The organism is Streptomyces sp. Alt3 (assembly GCF_030719215.1).
Lineage (GTDB): Bacteria > Actinomycetota > Actinomycetes > Streptomycetales > Streptomycetaceae > Streptomyces > Streptomyces glycanivorans.
On the sequence record NZ_CP120983.1, the window covers coordinates 584707 to 604140 of the forward strand.

The following is a 19434-nucleotide window of genomic DNA, read 5'->3' on the forward strand; positions in this document are numbered from 1 at the left end:
GCACCTCTGCCCGCCCCGCCACCCGGAGGGGTGGGCTTCGGCGTGTTCCGGCCCCGCCGGCAAGCGGAAACCCGTGCACGGGGACACGGTGGACGCACGAGACACGAACCGGAGCGAGGGGTCATGGAGAGCAAGGACGACGACGGCGGCGGACTGCGGTGTCTGGTGACGGGCGCGACGGGATACATCGGAGGACGCCTCGTACCCGAGCTCCTGGAGGCCGGTCACCGGGTGCGCTGCCTGGCGCGGACCCCGGAGAAGCTTCGTGACTACCCCTGGGCGGGCGAGGCCGAGGTGGTCCAGGGGGACGTGACCGACGCGCAGTCCCTGGGCGCGGCGATGCGCGGGATCGACGTCGCCTACTACCTGGTCCACGCCCTGGCCTCCGGGTCGGGCTTCGAGAAGACCGACCGCGATGCCGCGCGCACCTTCGGCGAGCAGGCGAAGGCGGCCGGGGTCCGGCGGATCGTGTACCTGGGCGGGCTCACTCCCGCGGACGTCCCCGAGCGGGAGCTGTCTCCGCATCTGCGCTCGCGCGCCGAGGTCGGACACATCCTGCTCGCTTCGGGCGTACCGACGGCCGTGCTCCGCGCCGCCGTCATCATCGGTTCGGGTTCGGCGTCCTTCGAGATGCTGCGTTACCTCACCGAGCGGCTGCCGGTCATGGTCACGCCGAGCTGGGTGTCGACACGGATCCAGCCGATCGCCGTGCGGGACGTCCTGCGCTACCTCGTGGGCAGCGCGCACATGCCCGCCGAGGTCAACCGCACCTTCGACATCGGCGGACCCGACGTCATGACGTACCGCGACATGATGCAGAGGTACGCCGAGGTCGCGACGCTCCGCCACCGGCTGATCCTTCCGGTGCCCATGCTGTCACCCGGCCTGTCGAGCCACTGGGTCGGTCTGGTCACCCCGGTGCCGGCGTCGATCGCCCGCCCGCTCGCGGAGTCCCTGCGCTACGAGGTCGTGTGCCACGAACACGACATCGCCGAGCACGTCCCCGACGGCCCCGGGCAGCCCTTCTCCTTCGCCACCGCTCTCTCGCTCGCACTCCAGCGGGTGCGTGAGGCGAAGGTGTCCACACGGTGGTCGTCCGCGTCCACGCCGGGCATTCCCAGCGACCCGCTCCCCACCGACCCGGACTGGGCGGGCGGAAGCCTGTACACCGATGTGCGCGAACTGGATGTGGACGCCTCCCCGGAGGCCCTGTGGCGGGTGGTCGAGGGGATCGGCGGGGTCAACGGCTGGTACTCGTTCCCCTTGGCCTGGGCGGTCAGGGGCTGGCTGGACCGGCTGGTCGGAGGAGTCGGCCTGCGCCGGGGCAGGCGGGACGCCCAGCGGCTGCGGGTCGGGGACTCCCTGGACTTCTGGCGGGTCGAGGAGATCGAGCCGGGCCGGCTGCTCCGGCTGCGCGCCGAGATGCGCCTGCCCGGCCTGGCCTGGCTGGAGATGTACGCGGAGCAGGGCAGGGACGGCCGGTCGCACTACCGGCAGCGCGCCCTCTTCCATCCGTTCGGGCTGCTCGGCCACGCATACTGGTGGAGCGTGTCCCCGTTCCACGCGGTGATCTTCGGCGGGATGGCGCGCAACATCGCGCAGGCGGCGGACCGGCAGACAAAGGGTGCACAGAAATGACCGTGGCGATCGTCCTGTTCACCTCGGACCTGCGGCTGCACGACCATCCACCGCTGCACGCGGCGCTCGCCTCGTGCGACGAGGTGGTACCGCTCTTCGTCCTGGACGACGGCGTGGAGGCAACCGGGTTCGCCGCACCGAACCGGCGAGCCTTCCTGGCCGACTGCCTCCGGGACCTGGACTCCGGACTCCGTGACCGCGGCGGGCGTCTGATCGTCCGTGAGGGCGATGTCGCCGAGGAGGTCTGCGCGATCGTCTCCGAGACGGAGGCGCGCGTGGTCCACATGGCGGCCGGGATCAGCGGCTACGCGCAGCGCCGGGAGGAGCGGCTGCGGGAGGCCCTCACCTCCGTGGGCTGCCGGCTGAGTGCGCACGACGCGGTGGTCACCGCGGTCGCGCCGGGCACGGTGGTCCCCTCGGGGGCGGGCCGGGACCATTTCGCCGTCTTCACGCCGTACTTCCGGCGCTGGTCGGGGGAAGGCCGGCGTTCACCGTTCGGAGCGCCCCGTAAGGTGCGCGTCCCGGAGGGGCCGGGCTCTGCCGCGCTCCCGTCGCGGGCCGGCACCCGGGGGCTGTCCCCCGGCCTTGCCGAGGGCGGGGAGACGGAGGGCCGCAGGCTGTTCACCGCGTGGCGCCGCAACGGGCTCGCCTCTTACGAGGACCGCCACGACGACATGGCGGGTGACGCGACCTCACGGCTGTCGCCGCACCTGCACTTCGGCACGCTCTCCCCCACCGAGCTGGTCCACCGCGCGCGCACATCGGGCGGGCCGGGAGCGGACGCCTTCGTGCGCCAGGTGTGCTGGCGGGACTTCCACCACCAGGTCCTGGCCGCCCGGCCCGCCGCCGCCCGCTCCGACTACCGTCCGAAGCAGGACCGTTGGCGTACCGGGCGGGCGGCCGAGGCCGACACGGCCGCCTGGAGGGAGGGCCGCACGGGGTATCCGGTGGTCGACGCCGCGATGCGCCAGCTGCTCCACGAGGGCTGGATGCACAACCGGGGACGGCTGCTGACGGCGAGCTTCCTGGCCAAGACCCTGTACGTGGACTGGCGGACCGGGGCACGTCATTTCCTGGAGCTGCTCGTCGACGGGGACATCGCCAACAACCAGCTCAACTGGCAGTGGGTGGCCGGTACGGGCACGGACAGCCGGCCGAACCGGGTGCTCAATCCGGTGACGCAGGCCAAGCGGTACGACCCGGACGGCGCCTACGTACGCCGCTGGGTGCCGGAACTCGGCGGGATCCCGGGGTCCGCCGTGCACGAGCCGTGGAAGCTTCCGCTGGAGGAGCGCGGCCGCTACGACTACCCGGAGCCCGTGGTGGAGCTGTCGGAGGGGCTGGCCAGGTTCAAGGAGGCGAGGGGGCTCGACTGACGGCCGCGGCCGTCCGCCCCGTCAGACCTTGCGCCAGCGGGCGTTGGCCCAGGAGAAGAGGCCGAAGGCGGCCAGGCCCAGTGCGACGAGGACGAGGAGCCAGGGACCCGCGGGGGTCTCGGTGAAGGAGCGCAGGGTGTCGTCCATGCCCTTGGCCCGGCCGGGTTCGTGCTGGACGGCGGCCGCGATCGCGAACCCGCCGGCCGTCGCGAAGACCACGCCCCGTACGGTGCCGCCGAAGACGCCGACGACGTCGACGGCCTGACGGACCCGCTTGGACATCTCGGCCGTCTTCAGGTGCTTGTGGTACTTGCGGGCGAGGGCGCGGAAGGCGATCCAGAGGCCGGCGCCCGCCACCACGGCGCCCGCGATGCCCACGATCCACTGGCCTCCCGGCCATTGGAGGGCCCGCGCGGTGACATCGTCGGTCTGCTGGTCGCTCGATCCGCTGCCGCTCCCCTTGTCACCGGCGGCGTAGGAGATCACGGAGTAGGAGACGAAGGCGTAGAAGACGAAGCGGCCGGCGGCCATGACGCGCTTCGTGGCCTTGTCGCCGTCAGGGCCTGCCTGGCCGAAAGCCGCCTCGGACAGCCGCCAGAGGGCCATGCCCGCCAGGGCGATACCGAGGGCCCAGAGCAGGACGCTTCCGAAAGGCTTCTCGGCTATCTCCGCGATGGCGCCGCCGCGGTCGGCCTGCTTGCCGCCTCCGTCGGAGAAGCCGATGCGCAGGGCGAGGATCCCGACCAGGAGGTAGATCACCCCACGCGCGACGAAGCCGGCGCGGGCTCCCACGTCCAGCGCTCGGCTCCGTGCTGCTCTTCTCGCCTGACCACGTGCGTTCATCGACAGTGCGTTCGCATTCATGCACTGCCGGATGCCCCTGAAACGGCGATCAATGCGAGGGAGCTACGCTCCCTCGGCCTCCGGGTCGCTCCGGGCGGCCTGGTCCTTGGCGCGTCGGCCGACGACGGCCGCCGCGGCGAGGGCGCTGCCCGCGAAGGCGAGGGCGACGACCCAGGGCCGGTCGAGGACGTGACAGGTGGCGTGGTCCAGGGAGTAGCGGCCGGCGCCGGTCACCCCGATCGCGGCGGCGGTGAAGCCGAGGAAGGCCGGGTACTCGTAGCCTCCGCCCATCGCGAAGAAGCCGGCCGGCGCGTGCACGGCGACGGCACCCGCCATCGTGCCTGCCGCGGCGGCGCCCGCCGCGGGGGTGGCGAGACCGAGGGCGAGCAGGAGCCCGCCACCCGCCTCGCCGAGTCCCGCGGCCAGGGCGCTGTGCTTCGGCGGGTGGAAGCCCATGGCCTCCATCGCGGCGGTGGTCCCCTCGATGCCCCCGCCACCGAACCACCCACCGAGTTTCTGGCTTCCGTGGGCCGCCAGTACGGCCCCCGTCCCCACCCGGAGCACGAGAAGTCCTACGTCACGTCGGTTGATGCAGGCCATGGGATGTCTCCCGTCGACGGGGGCGGTGCGAGGCGTTCAGCCGTACGGGTCCACTGTCTTCCGTGCCGGGGGTGAGGGCCGTTGGTGTTGGGCCATTCGTGTCACGGCCTTGCGGGGACTGCGACGCAGGTCATTGTGCAACTTGTTGCATAAGGGCCTGTGGGTGGTCTACAACTGGCTCGACGACACCTGCGAGGAGACCTCCGATGAGCCCGTACCCCACCCTGCTGAGCCCGCTCGACCTCGGATTCACGACGCTGCCGAACCGGGTGCTGATGGGATCGATGCACATCGGCCTCGAAGAGGTCGAGCGCGGTTTCGAGCGGATGGCCGCCTTCTACGCGGCCCGTGCCCGCGGCGGGGTCGGCCTCATGGTCACCGGGGGGATCGCGCCCAGCGAGCGGGCCTGCTCCTTCCCCGGCGGCGCCAAGATGACCACCGCGGCGGAGGCCGAGCAGCACGCCGAGGTCACGGCCGCGGTCCACGCGGCGGGCGGCCGGATCGCGATGCAGATCCTGCACTTCGGGCGCTACGCCCACCACCCGGACCTGGTGGCGCCCAGCGCGCTCAAGGCCCCGATCAGCGGCTTCACGCCGCACGCGCTCACCGACAACGAGGTCGAGGAGACCGTCGAGGACTTCGTCAGGGCGGCGGAGCTGGCCAGGAGCGCGGGCTACGACGGTGTCGAGATCATGGGCTCGGAGGGCTATCTGATCAACGAGTTCATCGTCGCCGCGACCAATCACCGCGAGGACCGCTGGGGCGGCTCGTACGGGAACCGCATCCGCTTCCCCGTCGAGATCGTGCGCCGCGTCCGCGAGCGCGTCGGCCCCGACTTCATCCTGATCTACCGGCTGTCCATGCTGGACCTGGTACCCGGCGGATCCACACTGGAGGAGGTCGTCCAACTCGCCCGCGAGGTGGAGGCGGCCGGCGCGACCATCATCAACACCGGTATCGGGTGGCACGAGGCGCGCATCCCGACCATCGCGACGTCCGTGCCGCGCGGCGCCTTCACCTGGGTGACGGAGAAGGTGCGGGGCGCGGTGTCCGTGCCGCTGGTGACCAGCAACCGCATCAACACCCCCGAACTGGCCGAGGAGGTCCTCGCCTCGGGCCGGGCGGACATGGTGTCGATGGCGAGGCCGTTCCTCGCCGACCCCGACTTCGTCGCCAAGGCGGCCGAGGACCGGGCCGACGCGATCAACACCTGCATCGGCTGCAACCAGGCCTGCCTGGACCACATCTTCAGTCTGCAGATCACCTCCTGCCTGGTGAATCCCCGCGCCTGCCACGAGACGGAACTGGTGCTCGCGCCGACCCGTCTCCGCAAGCGTGTCGCCGTGGTCGGCGCGGGGCCGGCGGGACTGGCGTGCGCGGTCACGGCCTCCGAGCGGGGGCACGCGGTGACGCTGTTCGACGCGGCCGACGAGATCGGCGGCCAGCTGAACGTCGCGCGCCGGGTCCCCGGCAAGGAGGAGTTCGACGAGACGCTGCGCTACTTCCGCACCCGGCTCGCCGAGGAGGGCGTGGAGCTCCGGCTCGGCGCCCGGGCCGGCTTCGCCGACCTCGACGGCTTCGACGAGGTAGTCCTGGCCACCGGGGTCGAACCCCGTGTCCCCGCGATCCCCGGCGTCGGGCATCCCAGCGTGGTCAGCTATCTGGACGTCCTGCGGGACGGCGCGGAGGTCGGTGACCGGGTGGCGGTCGTCGGGGCCGGCGGGATCGGCTTCGACGTCGCGGAGTTCCTGACCGACGGCGGTGACGGGGCGAGCCTGGACCCGGAGGTCTTCTTCCGGCAGTGGGGTGTGGACACCGGCTACGCGGACCGGGGCGGACTGCGGGCCCCGGAGCGCCCGAAGCCGGGACGCACGGTGCATCTCGTCCAGCGCAAGGCCACCAAGGTCGGGGCGGGGCTGGGGAAGACGACCGGGTGGATCCACCGCACCGAACTGCGCCACCGCGGTGTGACGATGATCGCGGGGGCGTCCTACGACCTGATCGACGACGAGGGCCTGCACCTCACCGTCGACGGCGAGCAGCACCTTCTGCCGGTCGACACCGTCGTGCTGTGCGCGGGTCAGGAGCCGCGGCGTGAGCTGTACGAGGAGCTGCGCGCGGCGGGGCGCCCGGTGCATCTGATCGGGGGCGCCGACGTGGCCGCCGAGCTGGACGCCAAGCGTGCGATCCGCCAGGGTACGGAGCTCGCCGCGGGGCTGTGAGGGACCGGTCCCGGTGTCTCTAGGATGCGGTCCATGTCACTCCCGCACGCGATCCTCACCGCCCTGCTCGAGAAGCCGTCGTCCGGTCTCGAACTGACGCGCAGGTTCGACCGGTCGATCGGCTATTTCTGGCCGTCCACGCATCAGCAGATCTACCGCGAGCTGGGAAAGCTGGAGAAGGCCGGCCACATCCGGGTCCTGCCGACCGCGCAGCCGGCACGCGGACAGCGCAAGGAGTACGAGGTGCTGCCCGCGGGCCGTGAGGCCCTCATGGCCTGGGTGTCGCTCGCCGAGGATCCCCGTCCCGTCCGTGATCCGCTGCTGCTGAGGATGCGTGCGGCCGCCGTGGTCGGTGCCCCGGGGCTCGCCGGGGAGCTGCGCAGACACCTGGCGCTGCACCGGGCGCAGCTGGCGGAGTACCTGGAGATCGAGGAGCGTGACTTCCCGCCGGAGCGGACCGCCGAAGAGGACCGGCTGCGCCGTCTGGTGCTGCGCGGGGGCATCGACCTGGAGACGTTCTGGACGGGCTGGCTGACCAGGGCGATCGACGACCTGGACGGTTCGGGCTCGTAGGAGATGTTCCGCCGTTCTCCGTCCGGCGGCCTGCACCGGGTGCCCGGCCCCGGTCAGAAGACGGGACGGAGAGCGGCGGAACATAGCGTCGCGTCCGGGGGCGGGAAGCACTGCCCGGCCCCGTGGGTTCCGCCCGCGCTCGCGGGGACTCCCCGCGTCGCTCGAACCGTCCCGGCGGGTTCGTGACGGGCCCGGGCGCCTGGGGCGACGACGAGAGGACGCATGTGATGAAGGCACGCATGGCACGTACGGGGGTCGCACTCGTGGCGGCCGCGGCGGCCGTCGTCGCGACGGGGTCGGCCGCACAGGCGGAGGCCGGGTTCTCCGCCGAGAAGTACGAGCAGGTCCAGTTCGGGATGACGTTCGACGAGGTCTGGGAGATCAGCGGCGGCGGGTCGATGTGCCACACCGGCGGCAGCCTCGGCGACTCGATCCTGTGTTACACGGAGTCGGGCGACTACGCCCCCTACGGCGGCTTCTCCTTCACCGACGAGGGCGAGCTCTGGAACAAGCGCAACGAGTACCTGTACAAGGCGAAGACCCCGTCCGTGAAGCTGTCGCACTACAACAGGACGGCCCTGGGCATGACCGAGGCCCAGCTCTGGGCCGCCGTCCCGAAGGACTCCTGCGTCTCCCAGGGCGAGAGCTACCCGAACTGGCCCGCGAAGACCGGCTTCGAGGAGAAGTACTACTGTGCGGCCGCCACCGGCCTCTTCCCGCCGTCCGCCAGTTTCCACCTCACCGACGGCATCCTGACGTACCGCTACCAGCGCAGCCTGACCTGACCGGTCGGTCACGGGATCACGGCGGCCGTCGTCAGCCCGCCGTGGTCTTCTCCCGTGCGAGGGACCGGCCCGTCCGAAGTCCTTCCGGCAGCCCGGCCGGACCCGCTCGCAGCAGCAGCGGTTCGGCGGCGGGAGGCAGGGACGGGGCGGGGCCGGAGGCGACGACGCGTGACGGGCGCCCGGGTGGGGCCGGCGCGGGGGCGGCGGACGGGCCGCCCACCTGTGCCCGGCTGAGCAGGAGTACACCCTGCCCGGCGGCCGCGGCACCGATGAGCGCCGGGAGCAGGCCCAGCAGCCCACCCTGGAGCCGTTCGCCGAGAAGGATCAGGCCGATCACGGCGGCGGCGACCGGGTTGGCGAGGGTGACCACGGCGAGCGGGGCGCCCAGCCCGCCCCGGTAGGCGGTCTGGGAGAGCATCAGCCCGCCCAGGGCGAAGAACGAGACGAGCACCGCGACGGTCACGAGCCGCCAGCTCAGGAGTGGGCCCGAGTGGTCGGTCGCGGCGACCGTGAGGGTCTGGGTCAGGGCGGACGCCACCCCGGACGTGATGCCCGAGGCCGCGGCGTGCCGGAGGCCGGGCCGGGTGCCCGGGCGGCCGAGGACGGCGACGAGTGCCATGGTGACCGCGCCGACCCCCAGGGCTTCGGGGAGGCTCAGCGTGTCGTGCGGCGAGGCGCCACCGGCGGCCAGGAGCAGCGCGGCGAGGCCGATGAGTGTGAGGAGCGTGCCGCGCCATTCCGTACGGCTGACCCGGCGGCCCGCGGACCGCGCGCCGAGCGGGACGGCGGCGACGAGCGTCAGCGCACCGAGGGGCTGGACCAGGGTGAGCGGCCCGTACTTGAGCGCGGCGACGTGCAGCAGCGCACCGCCGGCGTTCAGACCGACCGCCGACCACCAGGCTCCGCGGCCCAGCAGGCGCAGCGCTCCGGCGGAGGGGTCGGTCCGGCCGGCGAGCCGGGCCTGCGCCACCGCGGCGGCCGCGTAGGCGCCGGCGGAGACGAGGGAGAGGGTGACGGCCAGGAGCGTGGCGTTCATCGCTGAGCTCCTGACCGTGCGTAGGCGGGGGACGCGTAGTTCTGGGCGGGCACGCTCGCCCACGGCAGGTGCGCCCGCACCGGGGTGCGGGGCAGTCCGAGCGCGGCGTAGGCGACGGCGAGCAGGGCGACGACCACGATGGCGTCGAGCCAGTAGTGGTTGGCGGTGCCGACGACGACGAGCAGGGTGAGCAGCGGGTGCAGCAGCCACAGCAGGCGCCACCGCGAGCGGGTCGCGACGATCAGTCCGACGGCGACCGCCAGGGCCCAGCCGACGTGCAGTGAGGGCATGGCCGCGAACTGGTTGGCCATCGAGTCGGTCGCGGGGGTGTCCCCGTACACGGTGGGTCCGTAGACCTGCCCGGTGTCGACGAGCCCGGCGGCGTGGAGCATCCGCGGCGGGGCGAGCGGGAAGATCAGGTGCAGGGCGAGGGCGGCGCCGGTGAGGGCCGCCAGGACGCGCCGGGACCAGACGTAGTGGCGCGGGCGGCGCCAGTACAGCCAGACCAGGAAGGCGAGCGTGGCCGGGAAGTGCACGGTCGCGTAGTAGGTGTTCGCAGCCTGCACGAGCGTATGGCTGTGCAGCAGGACACCCTGTACGGCTCCCTCGCCGGGAAGTCCCAGGGCCCGCTCGAAGCTCCACACGTGTCCGGCGTTGTGGAAGGCCTCCTCGACGTGGCCGTTGGCGGCCTGCCGGCCGAGCTTGTAGACGAGGAAGAGTCCGGCTACCAGAAGCAGCTCGCGGACGAGGGGCGGTCGGGCTGAGGTGTCCGGCTCCCGCTCCGCAGGCTCGCTGCGGGTGTACATCACCCGTGCCCCTTTACTGACGGTGCGCTGTTACGACGTCGGCATGGCGAGTCCATGCCGTATCGATACGCCAGTGTACCGATACGGAAGCGTATCGGTACACGCGCGTATCGGTACACTGACGTATCGAGGGTCCCCAGCCGCACAGCCGCAGAGAGGGAAGCAGATGCCGTCGCCCGGTTCAGCCCAGGAGTCCGTGCCCACGTCACGCCGGTCGAAGATCACACCGGAGCGGGCGCAGGAGCTCTACACCGCCGTGCTGGACCTGCTGCGGGAGAGCGGTTACGACTCGCTGACGATGGAGGGCGTCGCCTCCCGCACCCGGTGCGGGAAGTCCACCCTCTACCGCCAGTGGGGCTCCAAGCCGGAGCTGGTCGTGGCCGCACTGCACGGCACCCGCAGGACCCTGCTCTCCGACATCGACACCGGCACCCTGAGCGGCGACCTGCGCGAGGCGGCCGGGGCCGTGGACGCGGCCTCGGGCCAGGACACCGCCCTGATGCACGCGCTCAGCCACGCCGCGCTGCAGAATCCCGACCTGCTCTGCGCGATGCGCTCCACCCTGATCGCACCCGCCATCACCGCGATCGACGCGATGGTCGAACGCGCGGTACGGCGCGGCGAGATCGAGGCCGACAACCCCGCGGCGGACTACGTGGCCGCCCAGGTGCTCGGCATCATGCGCGCCCGGCCCCTCCTGGAGGGCCGGTACGCGGACGACGCCTTCCTGACCCGCTTCATCGAGTGCGCGGTGCTCCCCGCACTCGGACTGCCCGTCCCCCCGCCCGCCCCCCAGGTGAGCGGGACCTGACGAACGTGGCCCGTCGTCCGAGCGGATGACGACGGACCACCCGCGCGCCGCACCGTGGGGACGGGGACGGCGCACCACCGGCCGGCCGGTGGTCCCCCCGGGGGCCACCGGCCGGCCGCATGATGTCCGGCACCCCCTCCCCCTTTTCGTCCTCTTGACGATAGGTGGTGGAACCTCTTATCGTCGTCGTGACGAGAAAGAGGGGGTCCTGACATGGCCGACATCACCCGGCGCTTCGGCTGGCGGCATCTGCGCTCCGCGCCCACCGCCCACATCCGTCACCACAAGCGCGGCAGGCTCACCCACGACGGCCCCGGTCTGAGCTTCTGGTACCGCTCGCTCTCCGCGGCACTCTCCGAGGTGCCGGTCGACGACCGGGAACTGGCGATGGCGTTCCACGCGCGTACCGCCGACTTCCAGGACGTCACCGTGCAGGCCACCGTCACCTACCGGATCAGCGACCCCGCCGTGGCCGCCACCCGGCTCGACTTCTCGGTGGACCCGGACACCGGGGTGTGGCGCGGCACGCCGCTGGAGCAGATCGCCACCCTGCTCACCGAGACCGCGCAGCAGCACACGCTGGACGTCCTGGCCCGCACCCCCCTGGCGGCCGCCCTCGTGGACGGCGTCGCCGCCGTGCGGGAACGGGTCGCCACCGGGCTCTCGGCCGAGCCCCGACTGCCGGCCACCGGCATCGACGTGGTCGCCGTGCGCGTCGTCGCCATCCGCCCCGAGGCCGAGGTCGAACGCGCCCTGCGCACCCCGGCCAGGGAACAGATCCAGCAGGAGGCCGACCGGTCGGTGTACGAACGCCGGGCGGTCGCGGTCGAGCGTGAGCGGACCATCGCCGAGAACGAGCTCGCCAGCAAGATCGAGCTCGCCCGCCGCGAGGAACAGCTGGTCGATCAGCGCGGCACGAACGCCCGCAGGGAGGCCGAGGAGAAGTCGGCCGCCGACGGGGTGCGTTCTGCTGCCGAGGCCGCCCGCACCGTACGGCTGGCCCGCGCGGAGGCGGAGGCCGCCCGAGAGGTCGGGGCGGCGCGCGCCGAGGCGCAGTCGGCCTGGCTGCGGGCGCACGCGGACGTCGACCCCGCCACGCTCCACGCCCTGGCAGCGACACGGCTGGCCGAGAACCTGCCCCGCATCGACAGCCTCACCCTCTCCCCCGACGTCCTGACGGGCCTGCTCGCCCGGCTCGGCAGGCCGGAGCCGGAGGCGCGGGCGTGAGTCTGGCCCCGCGTGCGGTGCTGGTGCACCGCACGACCGAGTACGAGGAGCTCCTGGCGCGGCACGGGACCCACGGGCAGGCCGCGTTCGTGCTGGCCGGGCGCGGCCGGTCCGTCGACGAGGTGGCCGAGCGTCACCGGCGCAACGAACAGGCGCTCGCCGAGGTGGCCGCCGCCGTGCCGTTGCGGTGGCGCCGCAGCCGGGTGGAGCGGGCCGACCTCGACCGCTTCCTGTTCGGGCCGGAGGACGTGGTCGTCGTGGTCGGGCAGGACGGACTGGTCGCGAACGCCGCGAAGTACCTGTCCGGCCAGCCGGTGGTGGGCATCGACACGGACCCGGGCCGCAATCCCGGGGTCCTCGTACGCCACCGGGCCCGCGACACGGCGGCGCTCTGCCGGGCCGCCGTGTCCCCCGGAGCGGGTGTGGACGCACTCACGATGACCGAGGCCGTCGCCGACGACACGCAGCGCCTGCTCGCCCTGAACGAGATCTACCTGGGGTCGCCCGGCCACCAGACCGCCCGCTACCGCATCGACACCCGGGGCGGACCGTCCGCCGGCGAGTCCCAGGCGTCCTCGGGCGTGCTGGTCGGCACGGGGACCGGGTCCACCGGCTGGCTGCGTTCCCTATGGCTGGAGCGCGGCAGCCCGCTGCCGCTGCCGGCCCCCTCGGACCGCCGGCTGATCTGGTTCGTGCGCGAGGCCTGGCCCTCCCCGGCCACCGGCACCTCGACGGTCGCGGGTGAGCTGGGGCCGCGGGAGAGCCTGAGGCTCACCGTCGAGTCGGACCGGATGGTGGTGTTCGGCGACGGGATGGAGTCCGACGCACTGGAGTTGACGTGGGGTCAGTCCATCCGGCTGGGCGTCTCGGACACCACGCTCAATCTGGTGACGTGAGCACCGTGTGAGGATGGCGGGGTCCGCACGACCCCGTATCCGAACAGTCGGGAGCAGAGCAGCGATGACAGCCGATTCCATGGACGCCCCACCCCGGAACACCCGCCCGCCCGTCGCCCAGGCAGCGCTCGGGGTGGGTGTCGTCGTGCAGGACGGGGAGGGCAGGATCCTGCTCGGCAGGCACCACGGCGGCACCTGGGAGCTGCCCGGCGGCAAGGTCGACCCGACGCACGAGTCGGTCGCGGCGGCAGCCGCTCGCGAGCTGTGCGAGGAGACGGGGCTGCGGGTGGCGGTGGACGACGTGACCGTGTTCGCGATGGTCCACGACGTGGTGGCGGGTATCAACCGGATCAGCATGGCCGCGCTGGTGAGGGTGGACGACGCGGTCCCCCGGGTCACCGAACCGGATCTCATCAGCACATGGCGGTGGACCGCTCCCGAGGAGCTGCCGGGCCCCCTGTTCGACCCGTCCGCCCAGATCCTGGCGGTCTGGCGGCCGGACCTCGCGATCGAGCACCCCGCCGCCCACCATCTGCCCATCGCCCTCGCACCCCGGGCCCGGGCCTAGAGAGAATAATTATTTGCCTAGGACTCATAGGCAGAGTTAGCGTCGATTCCATGAGAGCCGTCAGTGAGCAGGACATCCGGGCGTCGTTCGTCAACTGTTCCAAGGGGGAGGCGAAGCGTCTGCCCCTGCCTCGCGACCTGGACGAGCGCCGCTGGGACGATCTGGACTTCCTGGGCTGGCGCGACCTGTCGGCGCCTGACAGGAGCTACATCGTCACCGAACTGCGCGGCGAGCTGACCGGTATCACGCTGCGTTTCCCGTCCCAGCAGCGCGGCTTCCTGCACCGCAGCATGTGTTCGGTCTGCCTGACCACGCATCCGGGCAGCGGGGTCTCGCTGATGACGGCCAGGAAGCGGGGGCAGGCGGGCAGGAACGGCAACTCCGTCGGCATCTACCTCTGCACCGACCTCGACTGCTCCCTGTACGTACGCGGCAAGAAAAGCCCGGCCCCCGGCGGACGCTTCGAGGAGTCGCTGACCGTCGAGCAGCAGATCGAGCGGACCAGGGGCAAGCTCACGGCGTTCCTGGACCTGCTCGCCGCCTGAACGCCGGAAATGCGGTGCAACAGGGGCAGGCGTAACAATGAGGGACTATCCGCGCGATCGGAGTAGACCCATGGACGACTATCCGCTCCTGAACCTCTTCCTGACCATGATGTACGTGTTCCTGTGGGTGCTGTGGTTCTTCCTGCTCTTCAAAGTGGTCACGGACATCTTCCAGGACCACTCGCTGAGCGGATGGGCCAAGGCGGCCTGGGTGATCTTCGTGATCGTCCTGCCCTACGTGGGCGTTCTCGTCTACCTGATCGCCCGCGGCAAGGGCATGGGACGGCGTGAGGCCAAGCAGGCGGAGGAACGCGAAGCGGCTTTCAAGCAGTACGTGAAGCAGGCCGCCCGCGACGAGGGGGACACGGGTGCCGGCACCGGCCACGTGACCGACCTGGCCAAACTCGCCGACCTCAAGGACAGGGGTCACCTCAGCCAGGAGGAGTACGAGAAGGCCAAGCAGAAGCTGCTCGCCTGACCCGGGAACGGATCGCGACGGCCGCCACGTCCGCTTCACGCCTGACCCGTGAACGGTTCGCGACGGCCGTCACGTGCGCTTCGTGAGCCGGCGGGCCCTGGGCACCACGACCGGGGAGCCGTCGCCCGGTGCGCCGAGGATGTCGGCGTCCACTCCGTAGAGCTCCTTCACCAGGGCCTCGTCGACGGTCTCGTCCGGCCTGCCGGAGGCGACGACGCGTCCGTCCTTCATGGCGACGAGCAGGTCCGCGTAGCGGGCCGCGGCCGCCAGGTCGTGCTGCACCATGACGACGGTGCGGCCGGTGGCGGCGACCTCCCTCACCAGTTCCAGGACGTCCACGGCGTGGCCGAGGTCGAGGGCGCTGGTGGGTTCGTCGAGCAGGACGACCGGGGTGTGCTGGGCGAGGACCATGGCGAGCCAGCAGCGCTGGCGCTGGCCGCCGGAGAGCCTGTCCAGGCGTTCGGCGGCCAGTCGCGTCGTCCCGGTGGCCTCCAGTGCGTCGCGTACGGCGTTCTCGTCCTTCTTCGACCACTGGCGCAGCAGGCCCTGCTGGGGGTGGCGGCCGTAGCGGACGAGTCCGGCCACGGTGACGGCCTCGGGTGCGCGGGGTGACTGGGGCAGCAGCGCGACACGGTGGGCGGCAGGGCGGCGGCCGAGTTCCCAGATGTCCTCGCCCCCGACACGGACGGTGCCCGATGCGGGGCGGTGCAGGCGGGCGACGGCGCGCAGCAGGGTGGACTTCCCGCAGCCGTTGGGGCCCACGATCGCGACGACCTGCCCGGCGGGGACGGTGAGGTCGACGTCCTCGACGACCGGGCGGCCGGGGTATCCGGCGTGGAGCGCGGTGACTTCGAGACCGGGGGCGGTCTCGCGGGGTGAGTCGGTCATGGCGTGGGTCAGGCCTTTCCGGTGGCACGGTCCGGGCGGAGGAGGACCCAGAGCAGGAAGGGGCCGCCGAGGACGCTGGTGACGACGCCGACGGGCAGTTCGACGGGTGCGGCGACGCGTCCCAGGGCGTCGGCGGCGGCGATCAGGGCCGCACCGGTCAGTGCGGAACCGGTGACCGGGACCCGGGTGGGTCCGGCCAACCGCTGGGCCAGGATCGGTGCGGCGAGGGCGACGAAGGCGATGGGGCCACCGACGCCGACGGCCGTGCCCGCGAGGGCGACGGCGAGGGCGAGGGCGACGGCACGCAGCCGGCGCAGGTCGACGCCGAGCGAAGCCGCCACGTCGTCGTCGAAGCGCAGCAGTTGCAGCCGGTGGCCCACGGCCAGGGCGAGCGGGACCAGGAGGAGCAGGACGAGGGCGAGCGGCGTACCGACGGCCCAGTCGCGGCCGTTGAGGCTTCCGACGGCCCAGAGGAAGACTCCGCCGGCGGTGTTGTCGTTCTCGCGGGACATGATCAGGTCGCTCACCGCGCCGATGAACGTGGAGACGCCGATGCCGGTCACCAGGACGCGGTAGCCGGCGCTTCCGGCGCCGCCCGCGCACAGGACGACGACCGCGGCGGCCGCGACGGCGCCGATCGGGCCGAGCCACCAGGCGCCGACCATGCCGGTGGTGGAGCCCGCCGCGGCGGCGACGACGGCCGCCGTGGCGCCGTCGTTGACACCGACCAGATCGGGGGTGGCGAGGCGGTTGCCGGCGAGGGTCTGGGTGAGGCAGCCGGCGATGCCGAGGGCGGCGCCGACCATGAGGCCGGCGAAGACGCGGGGCAGCCGGAAGTCCCGCACGATCATGACGGTTCCCGGGTCGCCGGTGCCGAGGAGCCCGGACAGGGTGTCCGACAGGCTCATCCCGGTCGAACTGGCCATCACCGCGAGGGCGGTGAGGACGACGACGGCCGGCAGGAGGAGCGCGGCGGCGAGCACGCTGCGGCGCGGGAGGAGCCAGGAGAGCGTACCGCCACGGAGCACGGTGCTGTCGGGGGGCGTGACGTCGACCGCGCCGGGACGCGGCGCTTCCGGAAAGTGTCGCGCGGGGGCGGTTGTCGGGTCGGTCATGCCTCGGCCCCCGCGGTGGACAGCTTGGAGGAGCGGGCGATCCAGACCAGCAGGGGGCCGCCCACGAAGGCGAGCAGCACGCTGACCGGTGTCTCCCAGGGACGGATGACGATCCGGGCGAGGATGTCGGCGAGGAGCATGATGTCCGCCGCGATCAGTGCGGACAGGACGAGTTGGGCCGTCATGCGCGGCCCGGTCAGTGCCCTCGCCGCGTAGGGGGCGAGCAGCCCCAGGAAGGCGATGGGCCCGGCCACGGCGACCGCGCAGCCGGCGAGCAGTGAGACCGCTCCGGTGACGACGAGCCGGATCCGTCCGGGGTGGTGGCCGAGCGAGCGTGCGCCGTCGTCCCCGAGGCCCAGCGCCGACAGCGGGCGTGTGCACAGGAGCGCCGTGAGCAGGCCGAGGGCTGCCAGGGGCAGGAGGGGGACGAGATCGGAGATCTCGACTCCGGCGAGCGAGCCGATCGTCCAGTAACGGTAGGTGTCGAAGGTCGAGCTGGTGCCGAGCAGGACGTAGGAGGTGCAGCCGTGGAAGGTGGCGCCCAGTGCGGATCCGGCCAGCACGAGACGCAGTGGGGAGCCCGCGGTGCGCCCCGATCCGGCGAACAGGAGGACCACTGCGCCGGCGGCCATGCCGCCGGCGAGTGCCCACACCAGCAGCGCCCCCGGGGAGTCGGCGCCGAAGGAGGTGAGTCCGACGACGACGGCGAAAGCGGCACCCGAGTTGACGCCCAGGAGGCCCGTCTCGGCGAGCGGATTGCGGGTTGCCGCCTGGAGCAGACAGCCCGCCGCACCGAGGCATGTGCCCACGAGGAGGGCGGCGAGCGTGCGTGGGAGGCGTACGTCCATGACGGCCAGCCGGATCTGCGCATCGGCACGGGCTGCGGGGTCGCCGAGGAGGAAGTCCCAGGCGCGCCCCACGGGGCTCCCGCCGGTGCCGATGACGAGGGAGAGCAGGACGAGGGCCACCAGGAGGAGCAGAAGTCCCGTGGTGGCCCGGTGGATCGAGCGCCCCGGGGGCGGGGGGTGTTCGGGTGGTCGGGATCCGGCTGATCTCCGCCGACCCCCTTGCGCTAGCGACATAAGGTTAGCCTAACCTAAGTGAACTCGTCCGGTTCCGGCGGGCGATGGGCACACCTGTGCCCTGAAGTGGTGCGATGCGCACCACTCGTCCCCGATGCAGACGTCGGGGAACGCCCGGCCGGAACAGGATTCGTCCGAAAGCAAACGGAGATCCAAGGCCATGGCGCCGTACTCGTCCCCTTCGTCCCGCGGTATCGCACGTCCCGTCGTGTCGGCCACCCTGCTCACGCTCTGCGCCCTGACGCTGAGCGCCTGCGGATCCGGGGACAAAGCCGCGTCCGCCGACGAGGCAGCGGCGGCCACCACCCGGGTCACGGACGCCTCCGGCACGAAGGTCGACATTCCGGCCGCACCGAAGCGTGTGGTCGCCCTCAGCGAGATGGACCTGGACGCCTCCCTCACCCTGGGTGTCGAGCCGGTGGGACTGACCGCGGGGCGCGGTCAGAAGGGCGCGCCCCGGTACCTCGAGGAGCAGGCGAAGGACATCCCGGTCGTCGGCGCCGTCACCGGCCCGGACATCGAGAAGGTCGTCCAGGCGAAGCCGGACGTGATCCTCGCCGGACAGCTCGCCGACGAACAGGTCCTGGCGCAGCTCCGCAAGATCGCGCCCACCGTCGTCACCGTCGACGGCACCAAGGACTGGAAGAAGGCGCTCCAGCTCACCGGCACGACGCTCGGCAGGTCCAACGAGGCCGAGAAGTTCCTCGCCGACTACGAGAGCAGGGCCGCCGCGCTGAAGAAGGACCTCGGTCCGCAGGCCGGTGCGAGCGTGTCCGTCGCCCGCTACTCGGCCAAGGGCACCGCGGTCATGCAGCAGGGCGTCTTCATCAGCGACGTCCTGAAGGACCTCGGCTTCAAGAGGCCCGGCATCCAGAACGACAAGGGCGAGGGCCACTCGACGCCGCTCAGCGACGAGAACCTCCAGGAGATCGACGGCGACTGGCTGTTCATCGGCTCCCTCGACGCCGGGACCGACGCCGGTCTCCTCGACGAGCTGGCGAAGAAGCCCTCGTACCAGCAGCTGGGCGCCGTGCGGGAGGAGCACTCGACGGTCGTCGACGGGACCAGGTGGACCAGCCTCGGTGGCGCGCAGGCGGCGGTCTCGGTCCTCGACGACATCCGGAAGGCCATGGTCAAGTGAGCCTCGATCAGGAACTGGCCGGCCGGACAGCCCTGGTGACGGGAGCGGGCCGGGGCATCGGCGAGGCGGTCGTGCACGCCCTGGCCGGCCGGGGCGCCCGTGTCATCGCCACCGACCTGGCCGCGGAGGGCGTCGTCGCCCTGGAGACGGCCTACGGCGGCCGGGTCGTCGCTCGCACCCTCGACGTCACCGACCCCACGGCCGTCGAGGACCTCGTCGCGGAGACCGAAGCCACGCTCGGACCGCTGGACATCGCGGTCAACGTGGCCGGGATCCTGAGCGGTTCACCGGTCTCGGACCTGTCCGACGAGGAGTGGGCGGCCACCTTCGCCGTCAACACGCACGGGGTGTTCCACGTGTCGCGCTCCGTCTCCCGCCGGATGACCGGGCGGGGCGCGGGCAGCATCGTCACCGTCGCCTCCAACGCCGCGGGCGTCCCCCGGACGAACATGGCGGCGTACGCGGCCTCCAAGGCGGCGGCCGTGATGTTCACCAGGTGTCTCGGCCTCGAAGTGGCACCCCGGGGCGTGCGGTGCAACACCGTGTCCCCCGGCTCGACCCTGACCGACATGCAGCGCGGCATGTGGACCGCGGGGGACGAGGAGGCCTCAGCCCGCCGCGTCGTCGAGGGGGACACGGCGACGTTCCGCACCGGCATCCCGCTCGGCCGGATCGCGGACCCCTCCGACATCGCCGACGCGGTCGCCTTCCTGGTGTCCGACCGCGCCCGCCACATCACTCTGCACGACCTGTACGTCGACGGCGGAGCCACCCTGCGGGCCTGAACCCCGCACGCCCCGTCCC

Annotated in this window: 20 protein-coding genes; 13 read left to right on the forward strand and 7 right to left on the reverse strand. The window is 72.3% G+C overall.

Annotated features, from left to right (window positions below; all coding sequences use genetic code 11):
• Positions 1 to 123: 123 nt before the first annotated feature.
• Positions 124 to 1638 (forward strand): SDR family oxidoreductase, encoded by a 1515-nt coding sequence (locus P8A20_RS02690; protein WP_306102769.1) that lies wholly within the window; start codon positions 124 to 126, stop codon positions 1636 to 1638.
• The gene (locus P8A20_RS02695) at positions 1635 to 3014 is read left to right on the forward strand and encodes a cryptochrome/photolyase family protein (protein ID WP_306102770.1); all 1380 of its coding nucleotides are present in this window, start codon (positions 1635 to 1637) and stop codon (positions 3012 to 3014) included. The genes P8A20_RS02690 and P8A20_RS02695 overlap by 4 nt, the downstream gene beginning before the upstream one ends.
• Positions 3015 to 3035: 21 nt before the next feature.
• On the opposite strand, the gene P8A20_RS02700 is transcribed toward P8A20_RS02695, so the two are convergent.
• Both P8A20_RS02700 and P8A20_RS02705 read right to left on the reverse strand, forming a co-directional pair.
• Positions 3036 to 3878 (reverse strand): DUF1206 domain-containing protein, encoded by an 843-nt coding sequence (locus P8A20_RS02700; protein ID WP_147960851.1) that lies wholly within the window; start codon positions 3876 to 3878, stop codon positions 3036 to 3038.
• A gap of 42 nt (positions 3879 to 3920) precedes the next feature.
• Positions 3921 to 4457 (reverse strand): DoxX family protein, encoded by a 537-nt coding sequence (locus tag P8A20_RS02705; protein WP_147960850.1) that lies wholly within the window; start codon positions 4455 to 4457, stop codon positions 3921 to 3923.
• Between the two features lie 206 nt (positions 4458 to 4663).
• On the opposite strand from P8A20_RS02705, the gene P8A20_RS02710 reads away from it, so the two are divergent.
• The 3 genes from P8A20_RS02710 to P8A20_RS02720 all read left to right on the forward strand — a co-directional run bounded on the left by P8A20_RS02710 (position 4664) and on the right by P8A20_RS02720 (position 8037).
• Complete coding sequence (locus P8A20_RS02710; protein ID WP_306102771.1) at positions 4664 to 6679, forward strand: NADPH-dependent 2,4-dienoyl-CoA reductase; 2016 nt, start codon at positions 4664 to 4666, stop codon at positions 6677 to 6679.
• Between the two features lie 33 nt (positions 6680 to 6712).
• The gene (locus P8A20_RS02715; protein WP_306102772.1) at positions 6713 to 7252 is read left to right on the forward strand and encodes a PadR family transcriptional regulator; all 540 of its coding nucleotides are present in this window, start codon (positions 6713 to 6715) and stop codon (positions 7250 to 7252) included.
• Between the two features lie 239 nt (positions 7253 to 7491).
• The gene (locus P8A20_RS02720; protein WP_306102773.1) at positions 7492 to 8037 is read left to right on the forward strand and encodes a BLIP family protein; all 546 of its coding nucleotides are present in this window, start codon (positions 7492 to 7494) and stop codon (positions 8035 to 8037) included.
• A gap of 31 nt (positions 8038 to 8068) precedes the next feature.
• Here P8A20_RS02720 and P8A20_RS02725 read toward each other — a convergent pair whose 3' ends face one another.
• Positions 8069 to 9073: a DMT family protein gene (locus P8A20_RS02725; RefSeq protein ID WP_306102774.1), complete on the reverse strand. Its 1005-nt coding sequence runs from the start codon at positions 9071 to 9073 to the stop codon at positions 8069 to 8071.
• Positions 9070 to 9879, reverse strand: coding sequence for a phosphatase PAP2 family protein (locus tag P8A20_RS02730; protein WP_371605934.1), 810 nt, complete (start codon positions 9877 to 9879; stop codon positions 9070 to 9072). The genes P8A20_RS02725 and P8A20_RS02730 overlap by 4 nt, the downstream gene beginning before the upstream one ends.
• Before the next feature lie 166 nt (positions 9880 to 10045).
• On the opposite strand from P8A20_RS02730, the gene P8A20_RS02735 reads away from it, so the two are divergent.
• The 6 genes from P8A20_RS02735 (at position 10046) to P8A20_RS02760 (ending at position 14404) form a co-directional block, all read left to right on the forward strand.
• Complete coding sequence (locus P8A20_RS02735; protein ID WP_306102776.1) at positions 10046 to 10690, forward strand: TetR/AcrR family transcriptional regulator; 645 nt, start codon at positions 10046 to 10048, stop codon at positions 10688 to 10690.
• A 213-nt stretch (positions 10691 to 10903) separates the two neighbouring features.
• Entirely contained in the window at positions 10904 to 11917 is a 1014-nt protein-coding gene (locus tag P8A20_RS02740; RefSeq protein ID WP_147960540.1) for an SPFH domain-containing protein, read from the forward strand.
• Positions 11914 to 12813: a diacylglycerol kinase catalytic domain-containing protein gene (locus P8A20_RS02745; protein ID WP_306102777.1), complete on the forward strand. Its 900-nt coding sequence runs from the start codon at positions 11914 to 11916 to the stop codon at positions 12811 to 12813. The genes P8A20_RS02740 and P8A20_RS02745 overlap by 4 nt, the downstream gene beginning before the upstream one ends.
• Positions 12814 to 12877: 64 nt before the next feature.
• The gene (locus P8A20_RS02750) at positions 12878 to 13381 is read left to right on the forward strand and encodes a nucleotide triphosphate diphosphatase NUDT15 (protein WP_306102778.1); all 504 of its coding nucleotides are present in this window, start codon (positions 12878 to 12880) and stop codon (positions 13379 to 13381) included.
• A gap of 50 nt (positions 13382 to 13431) precedes the next feature.
• Positions 13432 to 13926: an FBP domain-containing protein gene (locus P8A20_RS02755; protein ID WP_147960541.1), complete on the forward strand. Its 495-nt coding sequence runs from the start codon at positions 13432 to 13434 to the stop codon at positions 13924 to 13926.
• Between the two features lie 70 nt (positions 13927 to 13996).
• Complete coding sequence (locus P8A20_RS02760; RefSeq protein ID WP_306102779.1) at positions 13997 to 14404, forward strand: SHOCT domain-containing protein; 408 nt, start codon at positions 13997 to 13999, stop codon at positions 14402 to 14404.
• Between the two features lie 69 nt (positions 14405 to 14473).
• On the opposite strand, the gene P8A20_RS02765 is transcribed toward P8A20_RS02760, so the two are convergent.
• Genes P8A20_RS02765 through P8A20_RS02775 form a run of 3 tightly spaced genes read right to left on the reverse strand, consistent with a single transcriptional unit; the run spans position 14474 to position 17489 of the window.
• Entirely contained in the window at positions 14474 to 15292 is an 819-nt protein-coding gene (locus tag P8A20_RS02765) for an ABC transporter ATP-binding protein (RefSeq protein WP_147960543.1), read from the reverse strand.
• Positions 15293 to 15300: 8 nt separating this feature from the next.
• On the reverse strand, positions 15301 to 16407 hold the full coding sequence (locus P8A20_RS02770) for a FecCD family ABC transporter permease (RefSeq protein WP_147960544.1): 1107 nt from the start codon (positions 16405 to 16407) through the stop codon (positions 15301 to 15303).
• Positions 16404 to 17489, reverse strand: coding sequence for a FecCD family ABC transporter permease (locus tag P8A20_RS02775; RefSeq protein ID WP_306102780.1), 1086 nt, complete (start codon positions 17487 to 17489; stop codon positions 16404 to 16406). The genes P8A20_RS02770 and P8A20_RS02775 overlap by 4 nt, the downstream gene beginning before the upstream one ends.
• Before the next feature lie 160 nt (positions 17490 to 17649).
• Here P8A20_RS02775 and P8A20_RS02780 point away from each other — a divergent pair, with 160 nt between their 5' ends.
• Entirely contained in the window at positions 17650 to 18630 is a 981-nt protein-coding gene (locus P8A20_RS02780) for an ABC transporter substrate-binding protein (protein ID WP_147960546.1), read from the forward strand.
• Positions 18627 to 19415 carry a 2,3-dihydro-2,3-dihydroxybenzoate dehydrogenase gene (locus tag P8A20_RS02785; RefSeq protein WP_147960547.1) on the forward strand — a complete coding sequence of 263 codons (789 nt, stop codon included), beginning with the start codon at positions 18627 to 18629 and terminating at the stop codon, positions 19413 to 19415. The genes P8A20_RS02780 and P8A20_RS02785 overlap by 4 nt, the downstream gene beginning before the upstream one ends.
• The last annotated feature ends 19 nt before the right edge of the window (positions 19416 to 19434 follow it).

Coding starts and splice junctions, on each gene's coding strand:
- P8A20_RS02690 (WP_306102769.1), top strand. CDS start 124: ATGGAGAGCAAGGACGACGACGGCGGCGGACTGCGGTGTCTGGTGACG.
- P8A20_RS02730 (WP_371605934.1), bottom strand. CDS start 9,879: ATGTACACCCGCAGCGAGCCTGCGGAGCGGGAGCCGGACACCTCAGCC.
- P8A20_RS02770 (WP_147960544.1), bottom strand. CDS start 16,407: ATGACCGACCCGACAACCGCCCCCGCGCGACACTTTCCGGAAGCGCCG.
- P8A20_RS02735 (WP_306102776.1), top strand. CDS start 10,046: ATGCCGTCGCCCGGTTCAGCCCAGGAGTCCGTGCCCACGTCACGCCGG.
- P8A20_RS02705 (WP_147960850.1), bottom strand. CDS start 4,457: ATGGCCTGCATCAACCGACGTGACGTAGGACTTCTCGTGCTCCGGGTG.
- P8A20_RS02740 (WP_147960540.1), top strand. CDS start 10,904: ATGGCCGACATCACCCGGCGCTTCGGCTGGCGGCATCTGCGCTCCGCG.
- P8A20_RS02715 (WP_306102772.1), top strand. CDS start 6,713: ATGTCACTCCCGCACGCGATCCTCACCGCCCTGCTCGAGAAGCCGTCG.
- P8A20_RS02700 (WP_147960851.1), bottom strand. CDS start 3,878: ATGAATGCGAACGCACTGTCGATGAACGCACGTGGTCAGGCGAGAAGA.
- P8A20_RS02750 (WP_306102778.1), top strand. CDS start 12,878: ATGACAGCCGATTCCATGGACGCCCCACCCCGGAACACCCGCCCGCCC.
- P8A20_RS02780 (WP_147960546.1), top strand. CDS start 17,650: ATGGCGCCGTACTCGTCCCCTTCGTCCCGCGGTATCGCACGTCCCGTC.
- P8A20_RS02775 (WP_306102780.1), bottom strand. CDS start 17,489: ATGTCGCTAGCGCAAGGGGGTCGGCGGAGATCAGCCGGATCCCGACCA.
- P8A20_RS02710 (WP_306102771.1), top strand. CDS start 4,664: ATGAGCCCGTACCCCACCCTGCTGAGCCCGCTCGACCTCGGATTCACG.
- P8A20_RS02725 (WP_306102774.1), bottom strand. CDS start 9,073: ATGAACGCCACGCTCCTGGCCGTCACCCTCTCCCTCGTCTCCGCCGGC.
- P8A20_RS02695 (WP_306102770.1), top strand. CDS start 1,635: ATGACCGTGGCGATCGTCCTGTTCACCTCGGACCTGCGGCTGCACGAC.
- P8A20_RS02720 (WP_306102773.1), top strand. CDS start 7,492: ATGGCACGTACGGGGGTCGCACTCGTGGCGGCCGCGGCGGCCGTCGTC.
- P8A20_RS02760 (WP_306102779.1), top strand. CDS start 13,997: ATGGACGACTATCCGCTCCTGAACCTCTTCCTGACCATGATGTACGTG.
- P8A20_RS02765 (WP_147960543.1), bottom strand. CDS start 15,292: ATGACCGACTCACCCCGCGAGACCGCCCCCGGTCTCGAAGTCACCGCG.
- P8A20_RS02755 (WP_147960541.1), top strand. CDS start 13,432: ATGAGAGCCGTCAGTGAGCAGGACATCCGGGCGTCGTTCGTCAACTGT.